Genomic DNA, 23554 nt, shown 5'->3' with positions numbered 1-23554 from the left:
CGGCGCGACCATGACCCAGGCAGCGACACCCACCGCGGACACCGTGCGACGCGTCGTCCGCTCCCTGCTCCAGGGCTCCCTGCTCCAGGACTCCCCGCTCCCGGACTCTCAGCTCCCGGACGGTGGCGGGCTCCGGATCGCGCCGGTCGCCGAGGGCGGCGAGCACTCCACCTGGTTCGTGGGCGCACGGCATGTGCTGCGGCTCGCCCCGGACCGCGAGGCGTCCCGGCGCCAGCGGCGCGAACTGCGACTACGTGACCTGGTACGCCCCCACATCGGCGTCGCCGTCCCGGTGAGCGTCGCCCACGGCGAATGGGCGAGCGGGCTGACGTACACCCTCGACACGCTGATCCCCGGCGGATCCGGCGAGCAGCGGGACGTCTCCGCGGTCGGCGAGGCCGATCTGGCGGGGCTGCTCAGTGGACTGCGCGAGGTGTCGGGGCACCAGGCCGAGTCGCTCGGTGTGCCCCGCGCGGCGCCCCGGCCCCTCGAAACGCTGCGTACCGCCGCCGAGCGGGCCGCCGAACAGCTCGCCGCCGCCGACGAGTTCGACCCCGCCCGGCTCCGGCAGCTCACCGCGGCCGGCGTCGTCCAGCTCGCGCCGCAGCCGGGCGCCGCCTTCCTTGTCCACCACGACCTCAAGGGCGAGCACCTCGTGGTCAGCGGCGACGGGCGCGTCCGCGGTGTCCTGGACTGGACCGACGCCGCCGTCGGCGATCCCACCGAGGACATCGCGGGTCTCGCCCTGGCCGTGGGTGCCCCCGCGGCGGTCCGTGCGGCGACCCTGGCCGGTTACGGGGCCCGGCCCTGTCTGCGGGGTCTGTGGCTCGCCCGCTGCGACACGCTGACCCGGCTCGCGGACCGTCTCCGCGACCGCTCCGACAGTCCGCTGCCGCTGCTGCGCGCGCAGCTGGCCCGCTCGTGGGAGGCGATCCTGCTGGAACGGGTCACGGACGAGACGTGGTGATTCCCTGCGGGTCGGCGGGGCCGTTCGCGCAGTTCCCCGCGCCCCTGAAGGATCGGGGGCGGGCGCCGCGTTCCCTGTGCGCCTCAATGCCAAAAGATTGCGCCGTTCCCCGCGCCCCTGATGGGGCGCAGCCCCCTAGGGGGCGCGGGGAACGGCGCAATCTTTTAGGGGGCGCGGGGAACGGCGCGAACGGCCCCCACCCGGCCCGCAGGTGAATCACCCCTGCAGCAGCACCACACACGACTCCCCGGGCAACCCCAACAGCCCGTCCGCGCCAGGGACATCCACCGGCTCCCACGCGGCCAGCACCCGCGCCTGACGGCCACCGAGAGGAATCGCCGCCCGCTCCGAGCCGAGGTTCACGGCCACCCGGACGTCACCCCGCCGGAAGGCGAGCCAGCGGGCACTCTCCTCGAACGCGACCTTGACGTCCGCGAGATCGGGGTCCGTGAGGTCGGCCTGGGCGTGCCGGAGAGCGATCAACTCGCGGTACCAGGCGAGCACGCGCGCGTGAACCCCCTTCTCCGGCTCGGACCAGTCGAGACATGACCGGTCGCGGGTGGCCGGGTCCTGCGGATCGGGGATGTCCTCCTCGGCCCACCCGTGGGATCCGAACTCCCGCCGCCTGCCCCGCCGTACGGCCTCCGCCAGCTCGGGATCCGTGTGGTCGGTGAAGAACTGCCAGGGCGTGCCCGCGGCCCACTCCTCGCCCATGAACAGCATCGGTGTGAACGGCCCGGTGAGGGTCAGCGCCGCCGCGCAGGCCAGCAGACCGGGCGAGAGGGAGGCCGCGAGCCGGTCGCCCAGGGCACGGTTGCCGACCTGGTCGTGGGTCTGCGTGTAACCGAGCAGCCGGTGCCCCGCGACCCGCGTACGGTCTAGCGGCCGGCCGTGCCGCCGGCCCCGGAAGCTGGAGTACGTGCCGTCGTGGAAGTAGCCCGCCGTCAGCGTCTTCGCCACCGCCGCGAGCGGGGCCCGGCCGAAGTCCGCGTAGTAGCCCTGCGCCTCACCGGTCAGCGCGGTGTGCAGCGCGTGGTGGAAGTCGTCGTTCCACTGCGCGTGCAGCCCGAGCCCGTTCTCCCTGCGGGGCGTGATCAGCCGCGGGTCGCCGAGGTCCGACTCGGCGATGAGGAACAGCGGCCGGCCCAGCTCCGCGGAGAGTCCGTCCACGGCCGCCGACAGCTCCTCCAGGAAGTGGCACGCGCGCGTGTCGTACAGCGCGTGCACCGCGTCCAGGCGCAGCCCGTCGAGCCGGTAGTCGCGCAGCCAGGAGAGCGCGCTGCCGAGCAGGAACGCGCGCACCTCGTCGGAACCGGGCGCGTCCAGGTTCACGGCCGAACCCCAGGGAGTGTGGTGCGTGTCCGTGAAGTACGGCCCGAAGGCGGGCAGATAGTTGCCGGAGGGCCCCAGATGGTTGTGCACGACGTCCAGGACGACGCCGAGACCCAGCTCGTGCGCCCGGTCGACGAAACGCTTCAGGGCCTCGGGGCCGCCGTACGGTTCGTGCACGGCCCACAGCGACACCCCCTCGTACCCCCACCCGTGCCGCCCCGGGAACGGGCACAGCGGCATCAACTCGACGTGTGTCACGCCCAGTTCCACCAGATGCCCGAGCCGCTCGGCAGCCGCGTCCAGCGTGCCCTCACGCGTGTACGTGCCCACGTGCAGCTCGTACAGCACGGCGCCCGGCAGTCCGCGCCCCGCCCAGTCGGCGCGCCAGGCGTACCGCTCCTGGTCGACGACCGCGCTCAGGCCGTCCGGTCCGTCCGGCTGCCGGTAGGAACGCGGATCCGGCAGCACCGGACCGTCGTCCACCGCGAACCCGTACCGCGTGCCGTCCCGCGCCTCGGCCTCGCCCGTCCACCACCCCGGGCGCCGCGGATCGGGCTCCATCGCGCGCGGGGTGCCCGCGCAGTGGAGCGTCATGCGATCGGCCTGTGGTGCCCACACCTCGAACTGCACGGACGGTTCTCCCTCGTCTGCTCACCGTGACCTCGCCGGTCCCATGGTGCGTCAAACGAGATCAATTCACCTTCGGATCCCCTCGATCGGACGACGTGAAACGGCCGTGCCCGGAGTGCGTACTCCCCTGAAGTGCTGTGCATTCTGGACACTCCGGCCGCGCTGCCAGACAATCGGCTGCGTGACGTCGTCCCCGGAGTTCCACACCTATCCCGCTCCCGCGCGGCTGTCGGACGCCGAGCGGGACAGGACGCTGAAGGCGCTGCGGGAGGGCGCCGCCCTGGGGAGGCTCTCGCACGACACGTTCCTCCTGCGGATGGAACTCGCGTTCGCCGCCCGCACCGCGGACGAACTCGCCGCGCTCACCGCCGATCTGCGCACCGAGAACCGCTGGTCGCGGCTGCTGTTCGGCACGGTCGAGGCGGTCTCCGGTTTCAGCGTGCGGCTGCGCCGGGCCTGGCAGGCCGAGCGACTCCCCAAACTGCTGCTGCCCCGGCCGGAGAGCCGGTACCCGCTGCGGATAGGCCGTGACCCGGCCAGCGGTCTGCGGCTCAGCCACGAGACGGTGTCGCGCGTGCACGCCGAACTCACCCGCCAGGGCGGCCTGTGGGTGCTGCGCGACCTCGGCTCGACCAACGGCACGGCCGTGAACGGGCGGCGGGTGATCGGCGCCGCCGTCGTCCAGGTCGGCGACCAGGTCAGTTTCGGCCGGATGGCCTTCCGGCTCGCGGCGGACTAGGCCGACGGGGCTCCGGGCGGCCCAGGCCCAGGTTCCGGACCACGGGCCCGGTGGGTGCAACCGCCGGCTCCGCCGAAGCCGGCCCGCGGGAGCCCGACGGGCGTGCATATTTCTATTCGCACCGACTGTTGACGTACCTCCGCGACCGTGACTCACTGTGCGTACACCATGCACACCAAGTGAACCGGTGGTAACTCGTCGCGGAGGTAGTACCCTGCCGCCACTCCTCCGCTATCCCTCCGTCGGCGAACTGGGCGTCCGGGCGGCCGAGCTCGTGAACCGCCGCCCACGGGACGCCCGGCTGCGCCAGGTGGGCACCTCCCGGGCCGGACTTCCGCTGCGGCTGCTGTCCGTCGGACACGGCAGCCGCCAGGTCCTCGTCGTCGCGGGCCCCCACGCCAACGAACCGGTGGGCGGCGCCACCGTCCTGCGCCTGGCCGAACGGGCCCTGGCCGACCCCCGGCTGTGCGACGGCGCCGACGTGACCTGGAACCTCCTGCTGTGCCTTGACCCCGACGGCTCCCGCCGCAACGAGGGCTGGCTGGCGGGCCCGTACACACTCGGCCACCACTTCCGGAACTTCTTCCGCCCCGGCTTCATGGAACAGCCGGAATGGCTGCCCGACGGCGCGGCGGGGGCCGCACTGCCGGAGACCCGTGCCCTGCTCGCCCTCCAGGACGAGCTGCGGCCCTTCTTCCAGTGCTCCCTGCACGGCGTCGACGTGGGCGGCGGCTTCGTCGAGCTGACGCGCGACCTGCCCGGCATGGCACCCCGGCTCGCGCACATCGCGACCCGCCTGGACATCCCGCTCGAACTCGCCCCGTACGACACGCTGTACTGGCCCGTCCTGGGGCCGGCGGTCTACCGCATCCCGCCCCCGACGCGCGGCGACCTCGCCGCGGCCATCACGGAGGCGGCCGTCGAGTCCACCTGGTTCCACCCGCACCCGTACGGAACGGTGACCGCGGTCGTCGAGGCGCCCATGTGGGGCGTGGCGGCCGTGCAGGACCCCTCGGCGGCGGCCGACAGCGAGAGCGCGCTGAGGGACGTCGCCCGGACCCTGCGCCGGGACACGGCCCTGCTCCAGGAACTGCTGGCCCGTATCCGCCCTCACCTGGCCACGGCAGGGGGCGCGGCCGGGGACGTCGACCGTCTCCTCGCGCCCGTCGACGACCACATGCTGGTCTGCCCCGGCCTCGCCGACTCCTGGGACCCCGACACCGGCCCGGGTACGGACGTCGCCGGTGCCGTCCGCCCGCTGCCGCCGCTCAACACGTCCGGGCTGACCGCGCTGCGCATCTCCGCCCGCCGGACAGCGCTGCGCACGGCGGGGCTGCTGCACCAGCTGGCGACCACCACCGGACAGGACCCGCACGGCGCGGCGGCCGACCTCGACCGGCTCATCGACGGCTGGTGCGCGGAGTACCACGACGGCCACGGGGCGCGCTGGATCCCGGTCGCGCGGCAGGCCGAGTACCAGGCGCGGGTGGTGCTCGCCGCGTTCGACCTGGCCCGCCGGCGGAGTGTTGCGGCGCGTCCGCCCGGCAGGCCCGTGCCGAGGGCCGAAGTACCGTTCGAGTGAGTCGGGGTGGGCCCGCGGGCCCCGCGTGCCGATGCACAGGCAATGACGAACAATCAGAAAGCGACCGCGGCGGTACGGGCCTTCCTGCTGGCCGCCTGCGCACTCCTCGTGGCGGGACCGGTGCCGGCCCGGGCGGTGGCGCTCCCGCAGTCGCCGTCGGGCGACTGGCTCTATGTGACGGTCGGCCGCGGCGAGCCCCGCTCCGGCGACCTCCGCGGCACGCTGCTGCTCTGCGATCCGCCCAGAGGACACGAGCAGGCCGCGCGCGCCTGCGAGGAACTGCGGGCCGCGCACGGCGACGTCGGCAGGATCCCGCTCAAGGACACCTTCTGTCCGATGGTCCACGCGCCGGTGTCCGTCTCCGCGCGCGGCGAGTGGGGCGGCCACGCGATCACGTATCAGGAGACGTTCGCCAACTCCTGTGTGATGGCGGCGCGGACGGGCGCGGTGTTCGCCCTGCCGCACTGACCCCGCGACCGGGGGAGTCTCACGGCGCTCCGTCCCGGGCGTGCCGTGCCGCGGCCACCACCGTGCGGCTCTGGTGCTCGACCTGCTGCTCCAGCGGCACCCAGCGCGCCCGGAAGCGCTGGGCGAAGGCCTCGCTCCAGGAACCGACGAGGTGTTCCAGGGCGGGCGCGGCATGGTCGTCGGCCTCCCGCAGCACCCGCAGGAGCATCGCCGCGGATCGCAGCGGGAGCCGTCGGCCGAACGCGTCGACGCTGCCCACGTGCGCCATCGTGGTGTCCGCCGCCGGCGGCCGGACCCAGTCGCCGGCCAGCCCGGGAACCAGCTCCAGCGCCCACCGGGCGGCACGCAGCAGCGGCCCGGCGGGGCCGGGAAGACGCGGCAGCGCGTCGGCGAGGACGCTCTCGACCTGGTGGGCGTCCTGGCGGAGCCGGCGTGCCAGCCGCCCCATCGCCGCCGCGGGCGCGGGGTGCGGCGTGGGATCGTCCACCAGGTCGCTCGCCCACATCGGCACCTCGACGACCGCGGTGAGACCGCCGTACAGGTGGGCGCGGTACCAGGTGCTCTCGCGGGCGTCGTCCGGCATGCTCAGGTACGCCGGGTCCCCGCCGGGTGCGGGCATCACATGCACCCCGGGCCCGGAGGCCGGCCAGCCGGCGGCGTCCGAGGCGCCCGTCTCGACCGGGATGTTCAGTTCCGCCGCGGACTTGCCGAACGGCTCGGCCAGCCCCGGGATGTCCCTGGTGAGCTGCACCCAGCTGCCGCCGAGGTCGGTGCCGTGGAGTGTCACCTGGAGGTAGGGGCGCAGTTCGTCGATGACCCGGATGAGGGCCAGGGTCTCGGGCGGCAGCCGGTCGGGCGGCAGCACCGAGGGCGACCACTCGGGCTGCTCGGGCCCGGCGGGGCGGAAGAAACCGAGGTGGTAGTCGAGCAGGGTGCGCGGCGCCGGAGTCACATGGAGGCCGGCGCCGTCGGGGTCCGCGCAGAGCAGGAAGTGCCAGGAGGTGTCGTCCCGCAGCCGCCGCTCGCGCACGACCCGTTCGGCCAGCGCCAGCAGGGTGGCACCGCCGACGGGCTCGTTCGCATGGGCGCCCGCGACGACCAGCACCGCGCGCTCGGCGTGGCCCACGGACAGCAGACACAGCGGCCGGCCGGCACGCGAGGAGCCGATGGGCCGGAGGGAGCACAGGCCCGGCCGGTGGGCCGCCAGAGCCCGGGCGGAGCGTTCGAGTTCGGTCACACTGGGGTAGCGCAGCTCCGGCAGGAGACTCACCCCCGACTTGGTCCACCCTGCGTCGCAATCCGCAGTACTCCACGGTCTGGATGAACTGTCAAGCACGTGGAGGGGCGCCTCCGGGGAGCGCCCAGCAGCACGTATGGGTGCCCGGGGCGCCGATGTCACCCGGACGGCGGACGCGTTCGGCGTAGGCGCCCCGGCGCCGCCCGTCAGCCGGCGGGCACCGGATCGTCTCCCACCCGCTCCAGCAGCACCACGGGCAACCGTCCGAAAAGCGCCTCCACGCGTGCGTGCCCCGTGAACTCCCGTCCGGGCGCGAGCAGATCGGTCCAGCGCCCCGCGGGCAGCGGCAGCTCGGTGTCGCGCCAGCCGCCCTCCTCCGCCAGGCGCAGCGACAGCCGGGAGACGGCTGTGACCACCTCCGCGGAGCGCGCGAAGGCCAGACAGTGCGCGGCCCCCGGGCCCCGGGCGGGCAGCGGCTCGTAGGCGGCGGACTCGCCGAACACGGCGGGGCGCCGCCGTCGCAGCCGCAGGGCGGCCGTCGTGAGCGCGGCCTTCTCGGCGGACAGAGAGCCCGTCTCCTCCGGCGGGAAGTGCGCGGGCCGCCGGTTGTCCGGGTCCACCAGGGCCCGGTACTCGGCCTCCGTGCCCTGGTACAGGTCCGGTACCCCCGGCATCGTCAGATGCAGCAGGGCGGCCCCGAGGACGTTCGCCCGCACGTACGGCTCAAGCGACCTCCTGAACTCGGCGACACGCTGCCCGGGCGCCCCGCACGGGCCCGCCTTCAGGAAGTCCGCCACGGCCTCCTCGTACGCGGGATCCTGCTCGGTCCACGCCGTGCCGAGGCCCGCCTCCCTGATGTGCTTCAGCAGCGCCTCCCGCAGCCGTTCGCCGTCCGCCGGGCCGAGCCCGACGGCGGTCTGCCAGGCGGCCCAGGCCACCTGCGGGTCCGGCGCGCCCACGCCCTCGGCGGCCGTTCGCCCGGTCACCTCGGCGAGCAGGTCGGCCCAGCGCGAGGGGGCCTGCGTCAGCACGGAGATCGCGGCCCTGACGTCGGCGCTGCGCTTCGTGTCGTGCGTGGACAGGGCGGTCCCGGTCGCGGGCCAGTCGCGCTGCACGCGCGCGCAGTACGCGTGGAAGTCCTCCGGGGACACCGCGGGGGACCCCGGCTCGCCACCCACCTCGGTGGCCGACAGCAGCGGTACGTACCGGTAGAACGCCGTGTCCTCCACGGACTTGGCCCGCAGCGCCGACGCGAGCTGGGCGAACCGGGCCCGGAACGCCGCGAACTCCGGCCCTTCGCCGACGCGCCCCAGCACCAGATCCCGTACGAGATCGACGGCCCGCGCCTCCTCGGGGACCTTGAAGGCATGCTTCGCCTCCCGCGCGGCCTCCTCGGTGAGGACGGACGCGGCGTCCCCGGAGGTGTACGGCCGGTAGACCTCCAGCCGGACGAGCAGTTCCCGCAGGGCGGTGCGCAGGGCCCAGGGGGCGCGGTCGCGCAGCACGGCGTCCGCGGACGTACGGCACAGCCGGTCCGCCTCGCGGGTGAGCCGGTCGACCTCGGCCGCCAGCTCGTGATGGACGACCTTGTACGCGGCCCGCCGTACGGTCGCCTCCCAGACGCCCCCGCGGTCGGCCTGGGGGGCCGCGAACCGCCGGTACTGGCCGAGGAGGTCCCCGGCGCCCGCCGGGTCCGTGAGGACGCCGTCGATGTGCCGCAGCGCGTCGTAGCCGGTGGTGCCGGCGACCGGCCAGGCGGCGGGCAGCGGTTCGCCGTCCGCGAGGATCTTCTCCACCACCGTCCAGCGCCCGCCCGTCGCCTCGTGGAGACGGCGCAGATACGCGTCCGGGTCGGCGAGGCCGTCCGGGTGGTCGACGCGCAGTCCGTCGACGACGCCCTCGTCCAGCAGCTGGAGGATCTTGCCGTGGGTCGCGTCGAAGACCTCCGGGTCCTCGACACGCACCCCGATGAGCTCCGAGATGCTGAAGAACCGCCGGTAGTTCAGCTCGGTGCGCGCCAGCCGCCACCACGCGAGCCGGTACCACTGGGCGTCCAGCAGCTCCGGCAGCGGCAGTTCGGCGGTGCCGGCCCGCAGCGGGAACACGTGGTCGTGGTAGCGCAGGACGTCCCCGTCGACCACGAGGTCGCCCGTCTCCGCGCCCACGGGCTGCCCGAGCACCGGCAGCAGGACGCGCCCGCCCTGGGCCGCCCAGTCGATGTCGAACCAGCGCGCGTACGGCGAGTCGGGGCCCTCGCGCAGCACCTCCCACAGGGGGTGGTTGTGACGGGGAGACATCGCCATGTGGTTCGGCACGATGTCGAGCACGAGCCCGAGGCCGTGCTCGCGGGCGGTGCGGGAGAGGTCGCGCAGTCCCTGCTCGCCGCCGAGTTCGTCGCGTACGCGCGCGGGGTCCACGACGTCGTAGCCGTGTCCCGAGCCCGGGACGGCCTCCAGGACGGGGGACAGGTGCAGATGGGAGACGCCCAGCCCGGCCAGGTACGGGATCGCCCGCGCGGCTGCGTCGAAGGGGAAGTCCGGCTGGAGCTGGAGGCGGTAGGTGGCGGTCGGCACGACAGGTGTCATGCAAACCTACGTACCCGTCTCGCGCCGTTTCGTGTCACGTCTGCGGGCGCGGCCCCGGTGGGGCCGTTCGCGCCGTTCCCCGCGCCCCTGGAAGACCGGGCTGCGCGCCGCGTCGCCCGTGCCGCTCAAAGCCAAAAGCCTGCGCCGTTCCCCGCGCCCCTGATGGGGCGCGGGGAACGGCGCGAACGGCCCTCACCGGGCCCGCACCCGGAAACGGCGCACCCCGCGGAGCGCTACGCCGGGCGCTGCAGCACCACCATGCTCCGGTCCACCAGCGACAGGCGGTCGCCCGCCTTCACCTTCGCCCCGGTCCCGGGCGCGACCCCCGCGGACCGGCCCGTATCCACGACCACCTGCCACTGCCGCCCGTGGTTGACCGGCACCACGAACTCCAGCGTCTTCGGCGAGGCGTTGAACAGCATCAGGAACGAGTCGTCGTTGATGCGCTCCCCGCGCGGCCCCGGCTCCGAGATGGCGTTGCCGTTGAGGAACACCGACAGCGCCCGCGCCTGCGTGGAGTCCCAGTCGTCCTGGGTCATCTCCTCGCCTGCCGGGGTGAACCAGGCGATGTCCGACAGATCGTCGTGGGTGCCCTCCACGGGCCGTCCGTGGAAGAACCGGCGCCGCCGGAACACCGGATGCTCGCGCCGCAGCCACACCATCGCGCGCGTGAACTCCAGCAGCTCGCTGCCGTCCTCGGGCCACGGGACCCAGGCCAGCTCCGTGTCCTGGCAGTACGCGTTGTTGTTGCCGCCCTGCGTACGCGCGAACTCGTCGCCGTGGCTGAGCATCGGCACGCCCTGCGAGAGCAGCAGGGTCGCGGTGAAGTTGCGCATCTGGCGTGCTCGCAGCTCCAGGACCTCCGGGTCGTCGGTGTCGCCCTCGGCCCCGCAGTTCCACGAGCGGTTGTGGCTCTCGCCGTCGCGGTTGTCCTCGCCGTTCGCGTCGTTGTGCTTCTCGTTGTACGACACCAGGTCGTGCATCGTGAAGCCGTCGTGGCAGGTGACGAAGTTGATGGAGGCCAGCGGGCGCCGCCCGTCGTCCTGGTAGAGGTCCGAGGACCCCGTCAGCCGGGACGCGAACTCGGCGAGCGTCTGCGGCTCGCCCCGCCACATGTCCCGTACGGTGTCGCGGTACTTTCCGTTCCACTCGGTCCACAGCGGCGGGAAGTTGCCCACCTGGTAGCCGCCCTCGCCGACGTCCCAGGGCTCGGCGATCAGCTTCACCTGGGAGACCACCGGGTCCTGCTGGACCAGGTCGAAGAACGAGGACAGCCGGTCCACCTCGTGGAACTGCCGGGCCAGGGTCGCCGCCAGGTCGAAGCGGAACCCGTCGACGTGCATCTCCGTCACCCAGTACCGCAGCGAGTCCATGATCATCTGGAGTACGTGCGGGGAGCGCATGAGCAGGGAGTTGCCCGTGCCCGTGGTGTCCATGTAGTAGCGGGCGTCGTCCATCAGCCGGTAGTACGAGGCGTTGTCGAGCCCCTTGAAGGACAGTGTCGGGCCCAGGTGGTTGCCCTCGGCGGTGTGGTTGTAGACCACGTCGAGGATGACCTCGATGCCCGCCTCGTGCAGCGCGCGGACGGCCGACTTGAACTCCAGGACCTGCTGTCCGCGGTCGCCCCAGGACGCGTACGCGTTGTGGGGGGCGAAGAAGCCGATCGTGTTGTAGCCCCAGTAGTTGTTGAGACCCATGTCGACCAGGCGGTGGTCGTTCACGAACTGGTGAACGGGCATCAGTTCGAGGGCTGTGACGCCCAGTTCGGTCAGGTGTTCGATGACGGCCGGGTGGGCGAGCGCCGCGTACGTGCCGCGCAGCTCGTCGGGCAGCCCGGGGTGCCGCATCGTCAGGCCCTTCACATGGGCCTCGTACAGCACGGTGTGGTGGTACTCCGTGCGCGGGAGCCGGTCGTCTCCCCAGTCGAAGTACGGATTGACCACCACGGAGCTCATCGTGTGGGGTGCCGAGTCCAGGTCATTGCGCCTGCCGGGCGACTTGAAGTGGTAGCCGTACACCTCCTCGCCCCATTCGACGCTGCCGCTTATGGCCTTCGCGTACGGGTCGAGCAGCAGCTTCGCCGAATTGCAGCGCTGCCCCCGCTCCGGCTCGTAGGGACCGTGCGCGCGGAAGCCGTACCGCTGGCCCGGCATCACGCCGGGCAGGTACGCGTGCCGGACGAACGCGTCGGTCTCGCGCAGCTCTATCGCCGTTTCCGAGCCGTCGTCGTGCAGCAGACACAGCTCGATCCGGTCCGCGGCCTCCGAGAAGACCGCGAAATTCGTGCCGGCGCCGTCGTACGTGGCACCGAGTGGGTACGCCTGTCCAGGCCAGACCTGCATGGATGCAACTCTTCCAGTTGTGCGACGTCGCAGAGGGCGACTCCCGCCCGAGTGTCCCCGAAACTGATGGAACCACCTAGGACTTACCTCCCTCTTACCGGTCGACCAGTGCATACGCGGTATGCCGAATCAGTGGGACTCGATCGACTCCTAGAGATGCAGGGGGAGTAGGGGGAAATGTGCGCACAATAGTGCACCGCCATCTGGGCAAGGTGGTGGCGGGCGCGGCCATAGCGGTCGCCGGAACCGCCGTGATGGTCGGAATCACCCTGCCGGGCTCGGCGGGCGCCGACGACTCCGGCGGCCAGGGGACGGGGCGGACCGCGCAGACGGCGGGTCAGGCCCAGGAACAGGGCCAGGGCGCCGTGCGGCCGGGCGTCGTGGAGCAGGCTCCGGCCGAGGGCGACCGGGGCAAGGGGCGCGACCCGCTCACCGACGACGAGACCGAGCGGGTCGAGACGCTCGCCCTGGACCGCGGGCTCTCGCGCAGCAGCGAGAACGTCGAGGGCGACAAGGGGCCGCAGCGGATCACCGTCGACCTCTCCGAGCCCGAGGTGAGCGAACTGGACGACCCGAACGCGCCGCGACGCGCCGAGGTGTCGTTCTACGACTACAAGGACGACTCGCTCGTCACCAGGACGGTGAACCTCGACACCGGCAAGGTCGAGTCGACCGACACCCAGCACGGCGTCCAGCCGCCGCTCAGCCGTGACGAGACCGTCGAGGCCGCGCGGCTCCTGATCGCCGACCCGCTGGGCGCCGGACTGAAGGCCGACTACAAGGACGCGACCGGCAAGGAGCTGACCACTCCCGACCAGCTGATGCTCAACAGCATGGTCTTCCGGGCGGTCCCGGGAACGCCGGCCTCCGTCGCGGACTGCGGCAAGCACCGCTGCACGCGGCTCTTCGTGAAGGTCAGGAACGGGTCCTGGATCGACAGCCGTGACCTGGTGGTCGACCTGAGCACCCGCAAGGTCGCCAAGGTCGGCTGAGTCTCTTCGGTCCACCGGCCTCCGTCCATCGGTCCATCGGTTCATCGGCCCCACTTCACCTTTCCCACTTTCCTGCTTGTGCAAGGGAGTAATTTCTTCATGCGCGTGAACAGAATCAGCCGCGCCCGCAGGCGGGCGGCGGTGGGCCTCTCGGCGGTCGCCCTGGCCGCCGGCGTCACGACGGCCGCGGGACCGGCCGTCGCCGAAACGAGAGCCGCCCCCGCGGCCGCTGCCGCCGACTGCAGCGCGGCGTACAAGATCGAGCAGAAGCTCGCCACCGGCACCACCTGGACGATGTGCTGGCACTACGAGAGCGAGGCCGGGCTCGTCCTGGAGAACGTCTCGTACCAGCCCAAGGGCGAGACCAAGCCGATACGGGTCCTGACCAGCGCGAAGCTCGCCCAGATCCACGTCCCCTACGACGACGGCTCGGTCGAGTACGACGACCTCACGGGCTTCGGCTTCGGACAGGGCCTGATGGAGATGGCCCCCGGTGAGTGCCCGGGCGGCACCATCAAGACCGTCAAGGTCCCGGACGCCTGGGACCCGGCGCACCCGAACGTCAAGGGGCTGTGCACCACGACCCGTTCGCGCGGCCACGCCTACCGCATGCAGGGCGACACCGCGGGCAAGGTCTGGCAGAAGCAGGGCAAGGACCTGCTCGTGTACACGGTCAACCAGGTCGGCTGGTACGAGTACATGACCGAGTGGCGCTTCCAGGACGACGGCACGATCAACATGAACGTCGGCGCCACCGGCAGCCTCTCGCCCGCCGACTACGACGCCGGTGACGGCCGCGGCTGGCCGATAGGCAAGGGCGCCAAGGCGTACGCCACCAGCCACAGCCACAACGTCTTCTGGCGGCTCAACTTCGGCCTCGACGGCAACTCCAAGAACAAGGTCGAGCAGTACGACTCCGTGGTCAGCCCGCCGGCCGCGGGCGGCGAGGCCCCGCGCAACAAGACCACCCGCACGAAGGTCACCAAGGAACTCGCGGGCGACGCCAAGAACATGCGCTGGTGGCGCGTCGTCAGCACGACCGGAAAGAACAAGGACGACCACGCCCGTTCGTACGAGTTCGTGCCGGGCGCCACCTCCAAGTACCCGGGCCGCAGCTTCACCAAGCGCGACATCTACTTCACCGAGTACAAGAAGTGCGAACAGTTCGCCAGCAACAACATCCGCAACTGCGGTACCGGCGGCGGCAAGTCCGTCGACAAGTGGGTCAACGGACAGACCCTCACCCACCCCGTGGCCTGGGTGAACATCGGCTTCCACCACGTCGCCCGGGACGAGGACCAGCAGCCCATGCCGGTCCACTGGCAGGGCTTCTCGCTGGCCCCGCGGGACGTCACCGCTATGAATCCGCTCACTCCGCCGGAGCTGGCCGACCAGAACGGGCAAGTGGAACGCGGTAGTTGAGAAACGACCTGTCCATCCGGCTGCACCGCCCGCCGCTCCCGGAGTACCCTTCCTTGATCGTTGGCTGGGGGAGTGCTCGGGGGAGCGGAAGGCGGTGTGCGGGTGGGGTCCGGAGGGCTGGAGTTGCCCCCTGGTGACGGCGGTCACGAGGGGAGCTCCGCAGATGCCCCACCGGGAGCGGTGTCCCTCGCCCGGCCGATGGAGATCGGCGCGGAGCTGGACTGGGGCGCCGAAGCCTGGCGTGAGGTGCGCACGCGCGCGCAGCGGGCCGGGCGGGCCTACATCTGGCTGAACCTCGTCGAACAGCGGCTGCGCGCGGTCGTGGCCGCTGTTCTGCGCCCGATCTACGAGCCCATGCACGGCGAGGACGACTGGGTGGTCGCCGCCGCCGGACCCGCGGGACAGGAATGGGTCCAGCGCGCCGTCGCCGTACGCGAGGTCAGCCGCCGCAAGGGTTACCTGCTCGACCCCGCCGACGACAACGTCCTGAGCTTCCTCACCCTGCCGCAGCTGCGTGAGCTGATGGTGCAGCACTGGCCGTGCTTCGAGCCGTACTTCGACGAGCGCCGGGACGTCGAGCTCGCCCTGGACGAACTGGAAGTCACCCGCAACGTCGTCTCGCGGAACCGGGCCCTGTCCGAGGCCGTCCTGGCCCAGGCCGAGCGCGCCTCCGCGAAACTCCTGGAGATCCTCGGCGCGGGCAGCGACGTACCGTCCGCCCGCCGGCTGCCCGTCGACGCCGTCGAGAACCTGGTCGGCGACCGGTACGCCGACGTGGTGGCCGTGCACTCGGACCGGGTACGGCTGCTGCGGCAGTTCCCCGCCGAGGACTTCTTCGGCGGCTCCCGGCGCCTCGACGCGATCGGTATCGGCCTGAACCTCCTCGTGCAGAACTTCTCGGGGCGGCGGCTCGTGCGGCTGGCCGAGTCCGGCTGCCGGACCCGGCTGCTGTTCCTGAACCCCGCGTCCAGCGCGGTGAAGCGGCGTGAGCGCGAACTGGGCATAAAGCGGGGTGAGTTGAGCCGGTCCGTGGAGATGAACATCCTGCACATGCGCCGGGTGCGGGCCCGGCTGCGCGATCCCGGTGCCTTCGAGATCCAGGTCTACGACGAGACGCCCCGCTTCACGGCGTACCTCGTGGACGGGGACGGCTCGGACGGTGTGGCCGTCGTGCAGTCCTATCTGCGCCGCACCCGCGGGATGGAGGCCCCGGTCCTCGTCCTGCGGGGCGGTGGCCGGGTGCTGAAGCCGGACGAGATGGGTGAGGAAGGGCTTTTCGGGACGTATCGCGAGGAGTTCGAGGTGGCCTGGGCGGATTCGCGGCCTGTGTCCTGACCGGTCCCGTTCCCCCGGCTGGCGCGCTGGCGCGGTGGCGCGGTGGCGCGGTGGTGCGATGGCCGGTAAGCGGAACGCGGTCCTCGGATTGTCAGTGGCCCGTGGCATCGTGGAGATCACTGGGGGAACGCACCACGAAGAAGGGGGCCGGCATGGCTTGGCACGGGGAGCTGCTGATCGGCTTCGACCTGGAGACGACCGGGACCGATCCGCGCGAGGCGCGCATCGTCACCGGAGCGGTGATAGAGGTCCGCGGCAAGGAGAGCGCCGGGCACCGGGAGTGGCTGGCGGACCCGGGGGTCGAGATCCCCGCGGACGCGGTCGCGGTGCACGGGATCAGCAACGAGAGAGCGGTGGCCGAGGGCAGGCCCGCCGACCAGGTGGCCGACGCGATCGCCTCGGTGCTCGTCTCGTACTGGCAGGTGGGCGTCCCGGTCGTGGCGTACAACGCGGCCTTCGACCTGACCCTGCTCTCCGCCGAACTGCGCAGGTACGGACTGCCGTCACTGCGCGAGCGGCTCGGCGGGATCGACCCGGGGCCGGTCATCGACCCCTACACGATCGACCGCTCGGTGGACCGCTACCGCCGGGGCAAGCGGAACCTCGAAGCGGTCTGCGCGGAGTACGGCGTCTCGCTGGAATCCGCCCACGACGCCACGGCGGACGCCCTGGCCGCGGCCCGGCTGGCCGCCGCGATAGCCGACCGCCACCCGAAGGTGGCCGCGCTCGGTCCGGCGGAGCTGCACCGCCGCCAGATCGAGTGGTACGCCCAGTGGGCGGCGGACTTCCAGAGCTTCCTGCGCCGCAAGGGGGACGCGGAGGCCGTGGTGGACGGCGTCTGGCCCGTCCGGCACCTGACGGACGAGCGGGTCTGAGCCGGGGTCAGCCGGTGCCGGGGCCGGCGATGCGCTCGACGCGCGGTCCGGCGAGCCGGGCGTAGTCGGCGCCGGAGGTGACCAGGGAGCGGTCGAGGCGGGCCGCGTTGAAGTAGAGGCGCGGCTGGGCCACGACATCCGGGTCGGCGACGACTTCGAGGTCCGCGTCGAAGCTGAAGGGGAGGACGGTGCCGGGCACGGAGCGGGCGAGCCTTTCCGCGGTGGCCGCGTCGCTGAAACCGGCGTAGCGGGCCGTGTAGAGCGCCTTGACCGCGTCCAGGTCCACGCGGCGGTCGCCGGGGACGACGGCGAGGACGTTGCGGGTGGTTCCGCGGTCGACCTTGACCCTGAGCACGATGCACTTCGCGGCTTCGGACTCCGGGTGGCCGCGCAGGGCGCTGACCGCCTCGGTGTTGCCTTCCGGCTCGTGGTCGATGAGCTCGTACTCGACGGAGGCGCTGTCCAGCAGGGTGATCAGACGCTCGTAGGTGTCGTGGTTGTCGTGCTCGGACATGCGGGGTCCTCTGCGAGAGCTGGCGGGGTGGGCGCGGTCGTGACGTGCGGGTCCGCTGTGGCTGGTCGCGCAGTTCCCCGCGCCCCTGAAGGCACGCTGCGCGCTGCCTTCGTCGTCCGGGCCCGGTGGGCGCGTTCTATCGCCTGACCCCAGTAGGTTCCGGTGACCAGCAGGGTCGCGCCCAGGCCCGTCAGGGGGGTGAAGTGGTCGCCGGCCAGGGCGATTCCCACCGCCGCGGCCCAGATCGGCTCGGTGCCCAGCAGGAGGCTGGCCCGGCTGGCCGAGGTGCGCTGGACGGCCCAGGTCTGGGCGAGGAAGGCGAACACACTGCAGAACAGGGCGAGATAGAGGAGTTGGGCCCAGCCCGCCGCGCCGACGTGCACGAGAGTGGGCAGGTCGCCGGAGGCGGGGATCAGGAACAGCCCGGTGCCGACCAGGGTCTGCACGGTGGTCAGCCGCAGCGGCCGGACGGCGCGGCCCACGGCCAGCCGGCCGACGAGCGCGACATGCCCGGCGCGGATCACCGCGGCGCCGAGCATCAGCAGGTCGCCGAGGCGGGGCGCGTGGAAACCGTTGCCCGACATGAGGAGGCCGACGGCCAGCAGACAGACGCCGGCGGCCGCGTAGAAGGCCGGAGGGAGTCCGCCGCTGCGGCCGGTGCGGTCCAGGAGAGGAGTGATCACGATGGTCAGGCTGATGATGAGTCCCGCGTTGGCGGCACTGGTGTGCGCGACGCCGTACGTCTCCACGACCAGGACGGCCGCCTGGGTGACTCCCAGGGGCAGACCGAGCCGGATCTCGTCACGGGTCCACGGTCCGGACTTCCGGTCGGCGGCGGCCAGGCCGAGACAGGCGAGCGCGGACAGGGCGTACCGCGCGAACAGCACCACCAGGACGGGCAGCACGGCGGTCGCCGTCTGGGCGGCCAGATAACTGGAGCCCCAGACGAGAGCGACAAGGAGGAGTACCGCATCGGTACGGCGGGCATCAGGCACGCGCTCACCCTGCCCTGTCACGACTCTGAAGCACAGAGCCAACTTCTAAAACGATCCTTTAGCATCACTACATCGGAGGGCGGACCGTGCGGAAGGCGGGGAGAGCCGAGGAGAGCCGAGGAATCTGAGGACATGGACGAACGACAGCTGAGGATCCTGCGTGAGCTGGGCGAACTGGGCAGTGTCACGGCGGTCGCCGAGGCGCTGCTGGTGACGCCCTCGGCGATCTCCCAGCAACTGCGGCTGCTGCAGCGCGCGATTCCCGTACCGCTCACCGAGCGCCAGGGGCGGCGGCTGGCCCTCACGGACGCCGGGCAGGCCCTGGCCGGCGCGGCGATCGAGGTGGAGACGGCGCTGGAGCGCGCCCGGCACACCGTCGAGGAGTTCGTGGACCGGCCGGACGGCGAGGTGTCGGTGGCGGCCTTCCACAGTGCGGGATCGGCGTTCTTCCCTCTGCTGCTGCGGGCGCTGGCCGCACCCGGCGGGCCGAGCCTGTCCCTGGCCGACGCGGACGTGACGCAGGACGATTTCCCGCCGCTGACCAGGGAGTACGACCTGGTGCTCGCCCACCGCCTCGAACACACCCCCGGCTGGCCGAGTACGGTCACCGCCACGACCCTGCTGCGCGAACCGCTCGACGTGGCCATGCCCGCCGACCATCCGCTGGCGGTCAAGCGCCGGCTCACCCCGCTCGACGTGGCCGACCAGCCCTGGATCACCGCGCACGACGGCTTCCCGGTGGTGGCCACCATCGACGCGATCGCCACGGCCGCGGGCCGCCGGCTGCGGCTGGCCCACCGCATCAACGAGTTCGCGGTGGTCGCCGAGGCGGTCGCCGCGGGCGGGGGCCTCGCCCTGATGCCCCGCTGGACGATGCGCCCGCACCCCGCCCTGGTCCTCAAACCCCTCAGCGGCGTCCGGGCCCGCCGCCAGATCGACGCCCTCCACCGCCCCGAACGCACAGCCCGCAAGGCGGTACGCACGGTCCTGACGGAACTGCACAGGGCCGCCGGCACGATCCGCGCCCGGGGTTGAGCCCTCAAGGGTGCGGAGCTGTATCAGTATGCGGCTCCGCCGCGCGGGCGCGACCAGCCACGACGGAGCCGCAGGTGACACACCGGGCAGGCCGCGGAGCGCCTAGAAGGGGTGCCAGCGGACCGTCTCGTCGCCGTCCCGCAGGGACGACACCCGTCGCTCGAACTCGGCGAGCGCCCGAGGATTGCTCGGCGCATGCTGCGCGACCCACGCACAGCTCGCAGTCTCCCGCGCCCCGCGCAACACCCCGCACCCCTCCCACTCGCGCACGTCCCACCCGTACGTCCCGGTGAACGTCTCGTACGCCTCGGCGGACAGCCCGTACCGGTCGCGGGACAGGGCCAGCACGACCAGGTCGTGTTCCCGCAGGTCCGCGGAGAACGTCTCCAGGTCGACCAGGACAGGCCCGTCGGGACCGACATGCACGTTGCGGGGCAGCGCGTCGCCGTGGATCGGCCCCGGCGGCAGCTCCGGAGTGAGCGCGGCGGCGGCCGTGGCGAACCCGTCCCGCCGGTCCCGCAGGAACGCCGCGTCCGCCGGATCGATCACGTCACCCGCGAGCCGCAGCCACCGCTCCACCCCGCCCAGCAGTTCACGGCGCGGCAGCGCGAACGCGGGGGAGGGCAGGGCGTGCACCACCCGCAGCAGTTCGGCCAGATCACGCGGTTCGGCCGGGCGGACGGGGTCGGACAGCCGGTGCCACAGCGTCACCGGGTGACCGCCGACGAACCGTGCCTCGGGCTCGGCGGGCCGCACCGCCGGGACGCCCGCCTCGGCGAGCCAGAGCGCGACGGCCAGCTCCCGCCGCGCCCGGTCGAGGAGTTCGGTGTCGCGGCCCACCTTGACCACCAGGTCACCGAGGGCGAAGACGGCGTTCTCACCCAGCGCGAGCAGCACCGCGTCCCGGCCGTCCCGGCCGTCCCGCCCGACCGGGCCGATACGCGCCTCGGCGAGTACGTCCCGCGCCTGTGCCTCGTCCATCACTCGCCTTCCATGAAGCCTCCGGCCAAGCCTGTGGCCAAGCCGTCGGCTCCCGCAGTTCCCGCGCACGGCATCGCACGCCATCGCACGCCATTCTGCCCCGGTCCGTGGACACGGCAGGACGCCGTACGTCGTCAGGTGTCCGGTGTCCCGTCCGCACTGGTGGGGGCCGTCGGCCGAGCGCGCGTGCTGTCTTGACGCGATGTCGCCGGATCACGACGATGACGGGGGCCACCGGGACGGCCAGATCGACACGAACCGCTCAGAGGAGCCGATTCCGTGACATTGGCGAGCGCGAGGAAGCGGTCAGTGAAGCGCTCACCGCGGGCCGGCGGGCCGGGCCGCCCCGTCGACCACGGCGCCTGGTTCCTGGTGCTGCCCGCGCTGATCCCGATCCTGGTGCTCAGCGTCGGTCCGCTCCTGTACGGCATCGCCCTGGCGTTCACCGACGCGCAGTCGGGCCGGACCGAGCCCACGCGGTGGATCGGCACCCTCAACTTCCAGGACCTGCTGCACGACACCCTGTTCTGGGAGTCGTTTTGGATCGGCCTGGTGTGGGCGGTCGGCGTGACCGTCCCGCAGTTCCTGCTCGCGCTGGGGCTCGCCCTGCTGCTCAACGCGGAACTGCGGCTGCGCTGGCTGGCGCGGGCGCTCGCGATCATCCCGTGGGCGATGCCCGAGGTCGTGGTCGGCATCATGTGGCGGCTCGTCTACAACCCGGACGCGGGCATCCTCAACGAGACGATCCGCGATCTGGGCCTGGGCGACGGGCGGGACTGGCTGTCGGGCCTCGCGACCGCGCTGCCCGCGGTGATCGTCGTCGGGATCTGGGCCGGCATGCCCCAGACGACGGTCGCCCTGCTCGCCGGACTGCAGAACACCCCGCACGAACTGCACGAGGCGGCCGCCATGGACGGCGCAGGCGCCTGGCGGCGCTTTCGCACGGTCACCTGGCCCGCCCTGAAACCGGTCGCGCTCGCCATCACCGCGCTCAACCTCATCTGGAACTTCAACTCGTTCGCCCTGGTCTACGTGCTGACCAACGGCGGACCGGGCGGCCGTACCCGGCTGCCGATGCTGTTCGCCTACGAAGAGGCCTTCCGCTACGGCCAGTTCGGCTACGCGGCGGCGATGGGATGCGTGATGGTCGCGGTGATCTCGGTGTTCCTCGCCGTCCAGTTGGCCGGCCGGCTGCGGGGAGGTGAGGACGCGTGAGGACGAGCAGAAGGGCCCGCGCGGGCCAGTACGCGGCGCTTCTCGCGTATCTGGTGTTCCTCGCCTTCCCGTTCCTGTGGCTGGTCTCCACCGCCTTCAAGCCGGCGCGCGAGCTGGCGAGCCTGCACCCGACCTGGCTCCCCCAGGACCCGACCCTCGACAACTTCCGGCAGGCCTTCGACGAACAGCCGCTGCTGCGGGCCGCGTCGAACTCCCTGGTCGCGGCACTCGGCGCGGCCGTGATCGCCGTACTGATCGCCACCCCGATGGCGTACGTCATGGCCCGGCACCGCACCCGGCTCGCGAAGGCGGCCACCGGCTGGGTGGTCGTCAGCCAGGCCTTCCCGTTCGTCCTGGTGATCATCCCGCTGTTCCTCGTCCTGAAGAACCTGCGCCTGATCGATTCCGTCGGCGGGCTGGTCATGGTCTACGTGGTGTGGGCCCTGCCGTTCGCGCTCTGGATGCTGGTGGGGTACGTACGGGCGGTGCCGGCCGAGATGGAGGAGGCCGCCGCGGTGGACGGAGCCGGCAAGGTGCGGACGCTGGTCTCGATCACCGCGCCGCTCCTCGCGCCGGGCATCGTGGCCACGGCCCTGTTCGCGTTCATCAGCGCGTGGAACGAGTTCTTCTTCGCGCTGGTGCTGCTCAAGACCCCGGAGAAACAGACCTTGCCCGTCGTCCTCACCCACTTCCTCGGCGCGGAGGGCGTGGCGGACCTCGGCCCCCTCGCCGCCGCCGCGTTCCTGGCGACCATCCCGTCGCTGGTCGTCTTCGCGCTCATCCAGAAACGGATCACGGGCGGCATGCTCGCCGGGGCGGTGAAGAGCTGATGCGTATGCGTATGGGGATGTGTATGGGGATGCGGTTGCGGTCGCGCGGGAGGTGGAGCGCCGCGCTCGTCGCGGGGCTGCTGGTCGCCGCCGGCTCCGGTTGTTCCGGTGACGGAGGCGGCTCCGGGGACGGGCGGATCACGCTCCGCTTCCAGTCGCTGGCCTGGCAGAAGGAGTCCGTGGACGCCAACAAGGAACTGGTGCGGGAGTGGAACGCCGCGCATCCGGACGTCCGGGTCGAGTACGTGCAGGGCTCCTGGGACAGCGTCCACGACCAGCTGCTCACGTCCTTCGAGGGCGGTGAGGCGCCGGACATCATCCACGACGCCTCGGACGACCTCGCGGACTTCGCGTACGGGGGGTATCTCGCGGATCTGCGAGGGCTGCTGTCCGAGCGGCTCACGTCCGACATCCCGGGGCGGAGCTGGGAGACGACGACGTTCGGGGACGGGGTCTACGGTGTGCCGTTCCTCCAGGAGCCGCGGGTTCTGATCGCCAACGCCGAGTGGCTCAAGGAGTCGGGGGCTCGGATTCCCACGCCCGAAAAGCCCTGGAGCTGGGCGGAGTTCAGCCGGATCACCGACGAGCTGAGCGGCGGTGACGGCGAGGGCGACGGGAAGTACGGGGTGGCCTGGCCGCTCAAGGAGCCCGTCTCGGCCACGCTCAACCTGTCGCTGTCGACCGGCGGGCAGTTGTTCCACCGCGGCGCCGACGGCAAGGTGCGGATCCGGTTCGAGGAGGGTGACGAGGTCGTGCCGCGCACGATCCACGACCAGGTCAACGTCGACGGCAGCGCGTCGGGCTCGACGCTCGGCAGCGGCGGATCCGACACCCTGCCCGGCTTCTTCGGCGGCAAGTACGCGATGGTTCCGCTCGGGTTCTCCTATCGGCAGCAGATCGTGCAGCAGGCGCCGAAGGGGTTCGACTGGCAGGTGCTGCCCGCGCCCGCCGGGGCCGACGGGCTCACCCAGGGGGTGAGTCCGCAGACGCTGTCCGTCGCCGAGGACAGCCCGCACAAGAAGGAGGCCGCGGCCTTCATCGACTTCCTGCTCCGGCCGCGGAACATGGTGCGGCTCGCGCTGGGGGACTGGATGCTGCCGACCGGGACGGAGGCGTTGCGGGATCCGGCGCTGCGGAGCGAGAAGAACGGCTGGGCCGTGGGGGCCGCGCTCGCAGGGGAGCTGCGGTCGGCGCCCGCGCAGTCCGTGCGGGGGTACCCGGAGTGGAAGGACAAGGTGGCCACGCCCGCGTATCAGGAGTACTACAGCGGGGCTATCGGCATGGGGGAGTTGCGGCGGCGGCTGGTGAAGGACGGGAACCTGGTGCTGGCCCGCTACCAGAGGTGACGGGCCGTTGCCCCGGGGCGGGACGGGTTCGGTGGGTTGGCGGTGCGGATCCGTCGTGGCTGGTCGCGCGGTTCCCCGCGCCCCCAGAAGCGCGGTGGGCTTAATTGTCTTGCACGAGACGTCTCGTCTCGC

Annotated in this window: 19 protein-coding genes; 12 read left to right on the top strand and 7 right to left on the bottom strand. The window is 72.3% G+C overall.

Features of this window, described 5'->3' with window-relative positions; genetic code table 11:
* Positions 1-10: 10 nt before the first annotated feature.
* Complete coding sequence (locus ACIOKD_RS01995; RefSeq protein ID WP_402076807.1) at positions 11-967, top strand: aminoglycoside phosphotransferase family protein; 957 nt, start codon at positions 11-13, stop codon at positions 965-967.
* Positions 968-1183: 216 nt separating this feature from the next.
* Here ACIOKD_RS01995 and treZ read toward each other — a convergent pair whose 3' ends face one another.
* Complete coding sequence (gene treZ, locus ACIOKD_RS01990; RefSeq protein ID WP_402076804.1) at positions 1184-2929, bottom strand: malto-oligosyltrehalose trehalohydrolase; 1746 nt, start codon at positions 2927-2929, stop codon at positions 1184-1186.
* Between the two features lie 181 nt (positions 2930-3110).
* Between treZ and ACIOKD_RS01985 the strand changes: the two genes are divergently transcribed.
* The 3 genes from ACIOKD_RS01985 to ACIOKD_RS01975 all read left to right on the top strand — a co-directional run bounded on the left by ACIOKD_RS01985 (position 3111) and on the right by ACIOKD_RS01975 (position 5718).
* Entirely contained in the window at positions 3111-3668 is a 558-nt protein-coding gene (locus ACIOKD_RS01985; RefSeq protein ID WP_402076801.1) for a DUF1707 and FHA domain-containing protein, read from the top strand.
* Positions 3669-3855: 187 nt separating this feature from the next.
* Complete coding sequence (locus tag ACIOKD_RS01980) at positions 3856-5250, top strand: M14 family zinc carboxypeptidase (RefSeq protein WP_402076798.1); 1395 nt, start codon at positions 3856-3858, stop codon at positions 5248-5250.
* Between the two features lie 42 nt (positions 5251-5292).
* Positions 5293-5718 carry an SSI family serine proteinase inhibitor gene (locus ACIOKD_RS01975; RefSeq protein ID WP_402076795.1) on the top strand — a complete coding sequence of 142 codons (426 nt, stop codon included), beginning with the start codon at positions 5293-5295 and terminating at the stop codon, positions 5716-5718.
* Positions 5719-5737: 19 nt separating this feature from the next.
* On the opposite strand, the gene ACIOKD_RS01970 is transcribed toward ACIOKD_RS01975, so the two are convergent.
* From ACIOKD_RS01970 to glgX, 3 genes are all read right to left on the bottom strand, one after another.
* Positions 5738-6988, bottom strand: coding sequence for a M14 family zinc carboxypeptidase (locus tag ACIOKD_RS01970; protein ID WP_402076793.1), 1251 nt, complete (start codon positions 6986-6988; stop codon positions 5738-5740).
* A 173-nt stretch (positions 6989-7161) separates the two neighbouring features.
* Positions 7162-9540, bottom strand: a complete 2379-nt coding sequence (gene treY, locus ACIOKD_RS01965) for a malto-oligosyltrehalose synthase (RefSeq protein WP_402076790.1) — start codon at positions 9538-9540, stop codon at positions 7162-7164.
* Positions 9541-9773: 233 nt separating this feature from the next.
* Complete coding sequence (gene glgX / locus ACIOKD_RS01960; protein WP_402076787.1) at positions 9774-11882, bottom strand: glycogen debranching protein GlgX; 2109 nt, start codon at positions 11880-11882, stop codon at positions 9774-9776.
* A gap of 179 nt (positions 11883-12061) precedes the next feature.
* Between glgX and ACIOKD_RS01955 the strand changes: the two genes are divergently transcribed.
* The 4 genes from ACIOKD_RS01955 (at position 12062) to ACIOKD_RS01940 (ending at position 16506) form a co-directional block, all read left to right on the top strand.
* A complete protein-coding gene (locus tag ACIOKD_RS01955; RefSeq protein WP_402076784.1) occupies positions 12062-12874 on the top strand; it encodes a Tat pathway signal sequence domain protein in 813 nt (270 codons plus the stop codon).
* Positions 12875-12973: 99 nt separating this feature from the next.
* Positions 12974-14296 (top strand): copper amine oxidase, encoded by a 1323-nt coding sequence (locus tag ACIOKD_RS01950; RefSeq protein WP_402076782.1) that lies wholly within the window; start codon positions 12974-12976, stop codon positions 14294-14296.
* 102 nt (positions 14297-14398) lie between these two features.
* Positions 14399-15631, top strand: coding sequence for an SAV2148 family HEPN domain-containing protein (locus ACIOKD_RS01945; RefSeq protein WP_402076780.1), 1233 nt, complete (start codon positions 14399-14401; stop codon positions 15629-15631).
* Positions 15632-15783: 152 nt separating this feature from the next.
* Complete coding sequence (locus ACIOKD_RS01940; protein ID WP_402076777.1) at positions 15784-16506, top strand: 3'-5' exonuclease; 723 nt, start codon at positions 15784-15786, stop codon at positions 16504-16506.
* 7 nt (positions 16507-16513) lie between these two features.
* Here ACIOKD_RS01940 and ACIOKD_RS01935 read toward each other — a convergent pair whose 3' ends face one another.
* Together ACIOKD_RS01935 and ACIOKD_RS01930 are read right to left on the bottom strand one after the other, a co-directional pair.
* Positions 16514-17020: a YbaK/EbsC family protein gene (locus ACIOKD_RS01935; RefSeq protein ID WP_402076774.1), complete on the bottom strand. Its 507-nt coding sequence runs from the start codon at positions 17018-17020 to the stop codon at positions 16514-16516.
* Complete coding sequence (locus tag ACIOKD_RS01930) at positions 16981-18015, bottom strand: DMT family transporter (protein WP_402076772.1); 1035 nt, start codon at positions 18013-18015, stop codon at positions 16981-16983. The genes ACIOKD_RS01935 and ACIOKD_RS01930 overlap by 40 nt, the downstream gene beginning before the upstream one ends.
* A gap of 132 nt (positions 18016-18147) precedes the next feature.
* On the opposite strand from ACIOKD_RS01930, the gene ACIOKD_RS01925 reads away from it, so the two are divergent.
* Positions 18148-19050 (top strand): LysR family transcriptional regulator, encoded by a 903-nt coding sequence (locus tag ACIOKD_RS01925; RefSeq protein WP_402076769.1) that lies wholly within the window; start codon positions 18148-18150, stop codon positions 19048-19050.
* Positions 19051-19152: 102 nt separating this feature from the next.
* Here ACIOKD_RS01925 and ACIOKD_RS01920 read toward each other — a convergent pair whose 3' ends face one another.
* Positions 19153-20031: a phosphotransferase enzyme family protein gene (locus tag ACIOKD_RS01920; RefSeq protein WP_402076767.1), complete on the bottom strand. Its 879-nt coding sequence runs from the start codon at positions 20029-20031 to the stop codon at positions 19153-19155.
* 279 nt (positions 20032-20310) lie between these two features.
* Here ACIOKD_RS01920 and ACIOKD_RS01915 point away from each other — a divergent pair, with 279 nt between their 5' ends.
* The 3 genes from ACIOKD_RS01915 to ACIOKD_RS01905 are packed head-to-tail and all read left to right on the top strand — an operon-like array spanning position 20311 to position 23422.
* Positions 20311-21246, top strand: a complete 936-nt coding sequence (locus tag ACIOKD_RS01915) for a carbohydrate ABC transporter permease (RefSeq protein WP_402076765.1) — start codon at positions 20311-20313, stop codon at positions 21244-21246.
* Complete coding sequence (locus ACIOKD_RS01910) at positions 21243-22076, top strand: carbohydrate ABC transporter permease (protein ID WP_402076763.1); 834 nt, start codon at positions 21243-21245, stop codon at positions 22074-22076. The genes ACIOKD_RS01915 and ACIOKD_RS01910 overlap by 4 nt, the downstream gene beginning before the upstream one ends.
* A gap of 29 nt (positions 22077-22105) precedes the next feature.
* A complete protein-coding gene (locus ACIOKD_RS01905) occupies positions 22106-23422 on the top strand; it encodes an ABC transporter substrate-binding protein (RefSeq protein WP_402076761.1) in 1317 nt (438 codons plus the stop codon).
* The last annotated feature ends 132 nt before the right edge of the window (positions 23423-23554 follow it).

This window comes from Streptomyces sp. NPDC087844 (genome assembly GCF_044742785.1).
Lineage (GTDB): Bacteria > Actinomycetota > Actinomycetes > Streptomycetales > Streptomycetaceae > Streptomyces.
Note: the sequence above shows the minus strand (reverse complement) of the source record. Positions and strands in the feature narration are given on the sequence as shown.

Coding starts and splice junctions, on each gene's coding strand:
- ACIOKD_RS01995 (WP_402076807.1), top strand. CDS start 11: ATGACCCAGGCAGCGACACCCACCGCGGACACCGTGCGACGCGTCGTC.
- ACIOKD_RS01975 (WP_402076795.1), top strand. CDS start 5,293: ATGACGAACAATCAGAAAGCGACCGCGGCGGTACGGGCCTTCCTGCTG.
- treY (WP_402076790.1), bottom strand. CDS start 9,540: ATGACACCTGTCGTGCCGACCGCCACCTACCGCCTCCAGCTCCAGCCG.
- glgX (WP_402076787.1), bottom strand. CDS start 11,882: ATGCAGGTCTGGCCTGGACAGGCGTACCCACTCGGTGCCACGTACGAC.
- ACIOKD_RS01950 (WP_402076782.1), top strand. CDS start 12,974: ATGCGCGTGAACAGAATCAGCCGCGCCCGCAGGCGGGCGGCGGTGGGC.
- ACIOKD_RS01940 (WP_402076777.1), top strand. CDS start 15,784: ATGGCTTGGCACGGGGAGCTGCTGATCGGCTTCGACCTGGAGACGACC.
- ACIOKD_RS01935 (WP_402076774.1), bottom strand. CDS start 17,020: ATGTCCGAGCACGACAACCACGACACCTACGAGCGTCTGATCACCCTG.
- ACIOKD_RS01925 (WP_402076769.1), top strand. CDS start 18,148: ATGGACGAACGACAGCTGAGGATCCTGCGTGAGCTGGGCGAACTGGGC.
- ACIOKD_RS01920 (WP_402076767.1), bottom strand. CDS start 20,031: ATGGACGAGGCACAGGCGCGGGACGTACTCGCCGAGGCGCGTATCGGC.
- ACIOKD_RS01905 (WP_402076761.1), top strand. CDS start 22,106: ATGCGGTTGCGGTCGCGCGGGAGGTGGAGCGCCGCGCTCGTCGCGGGG.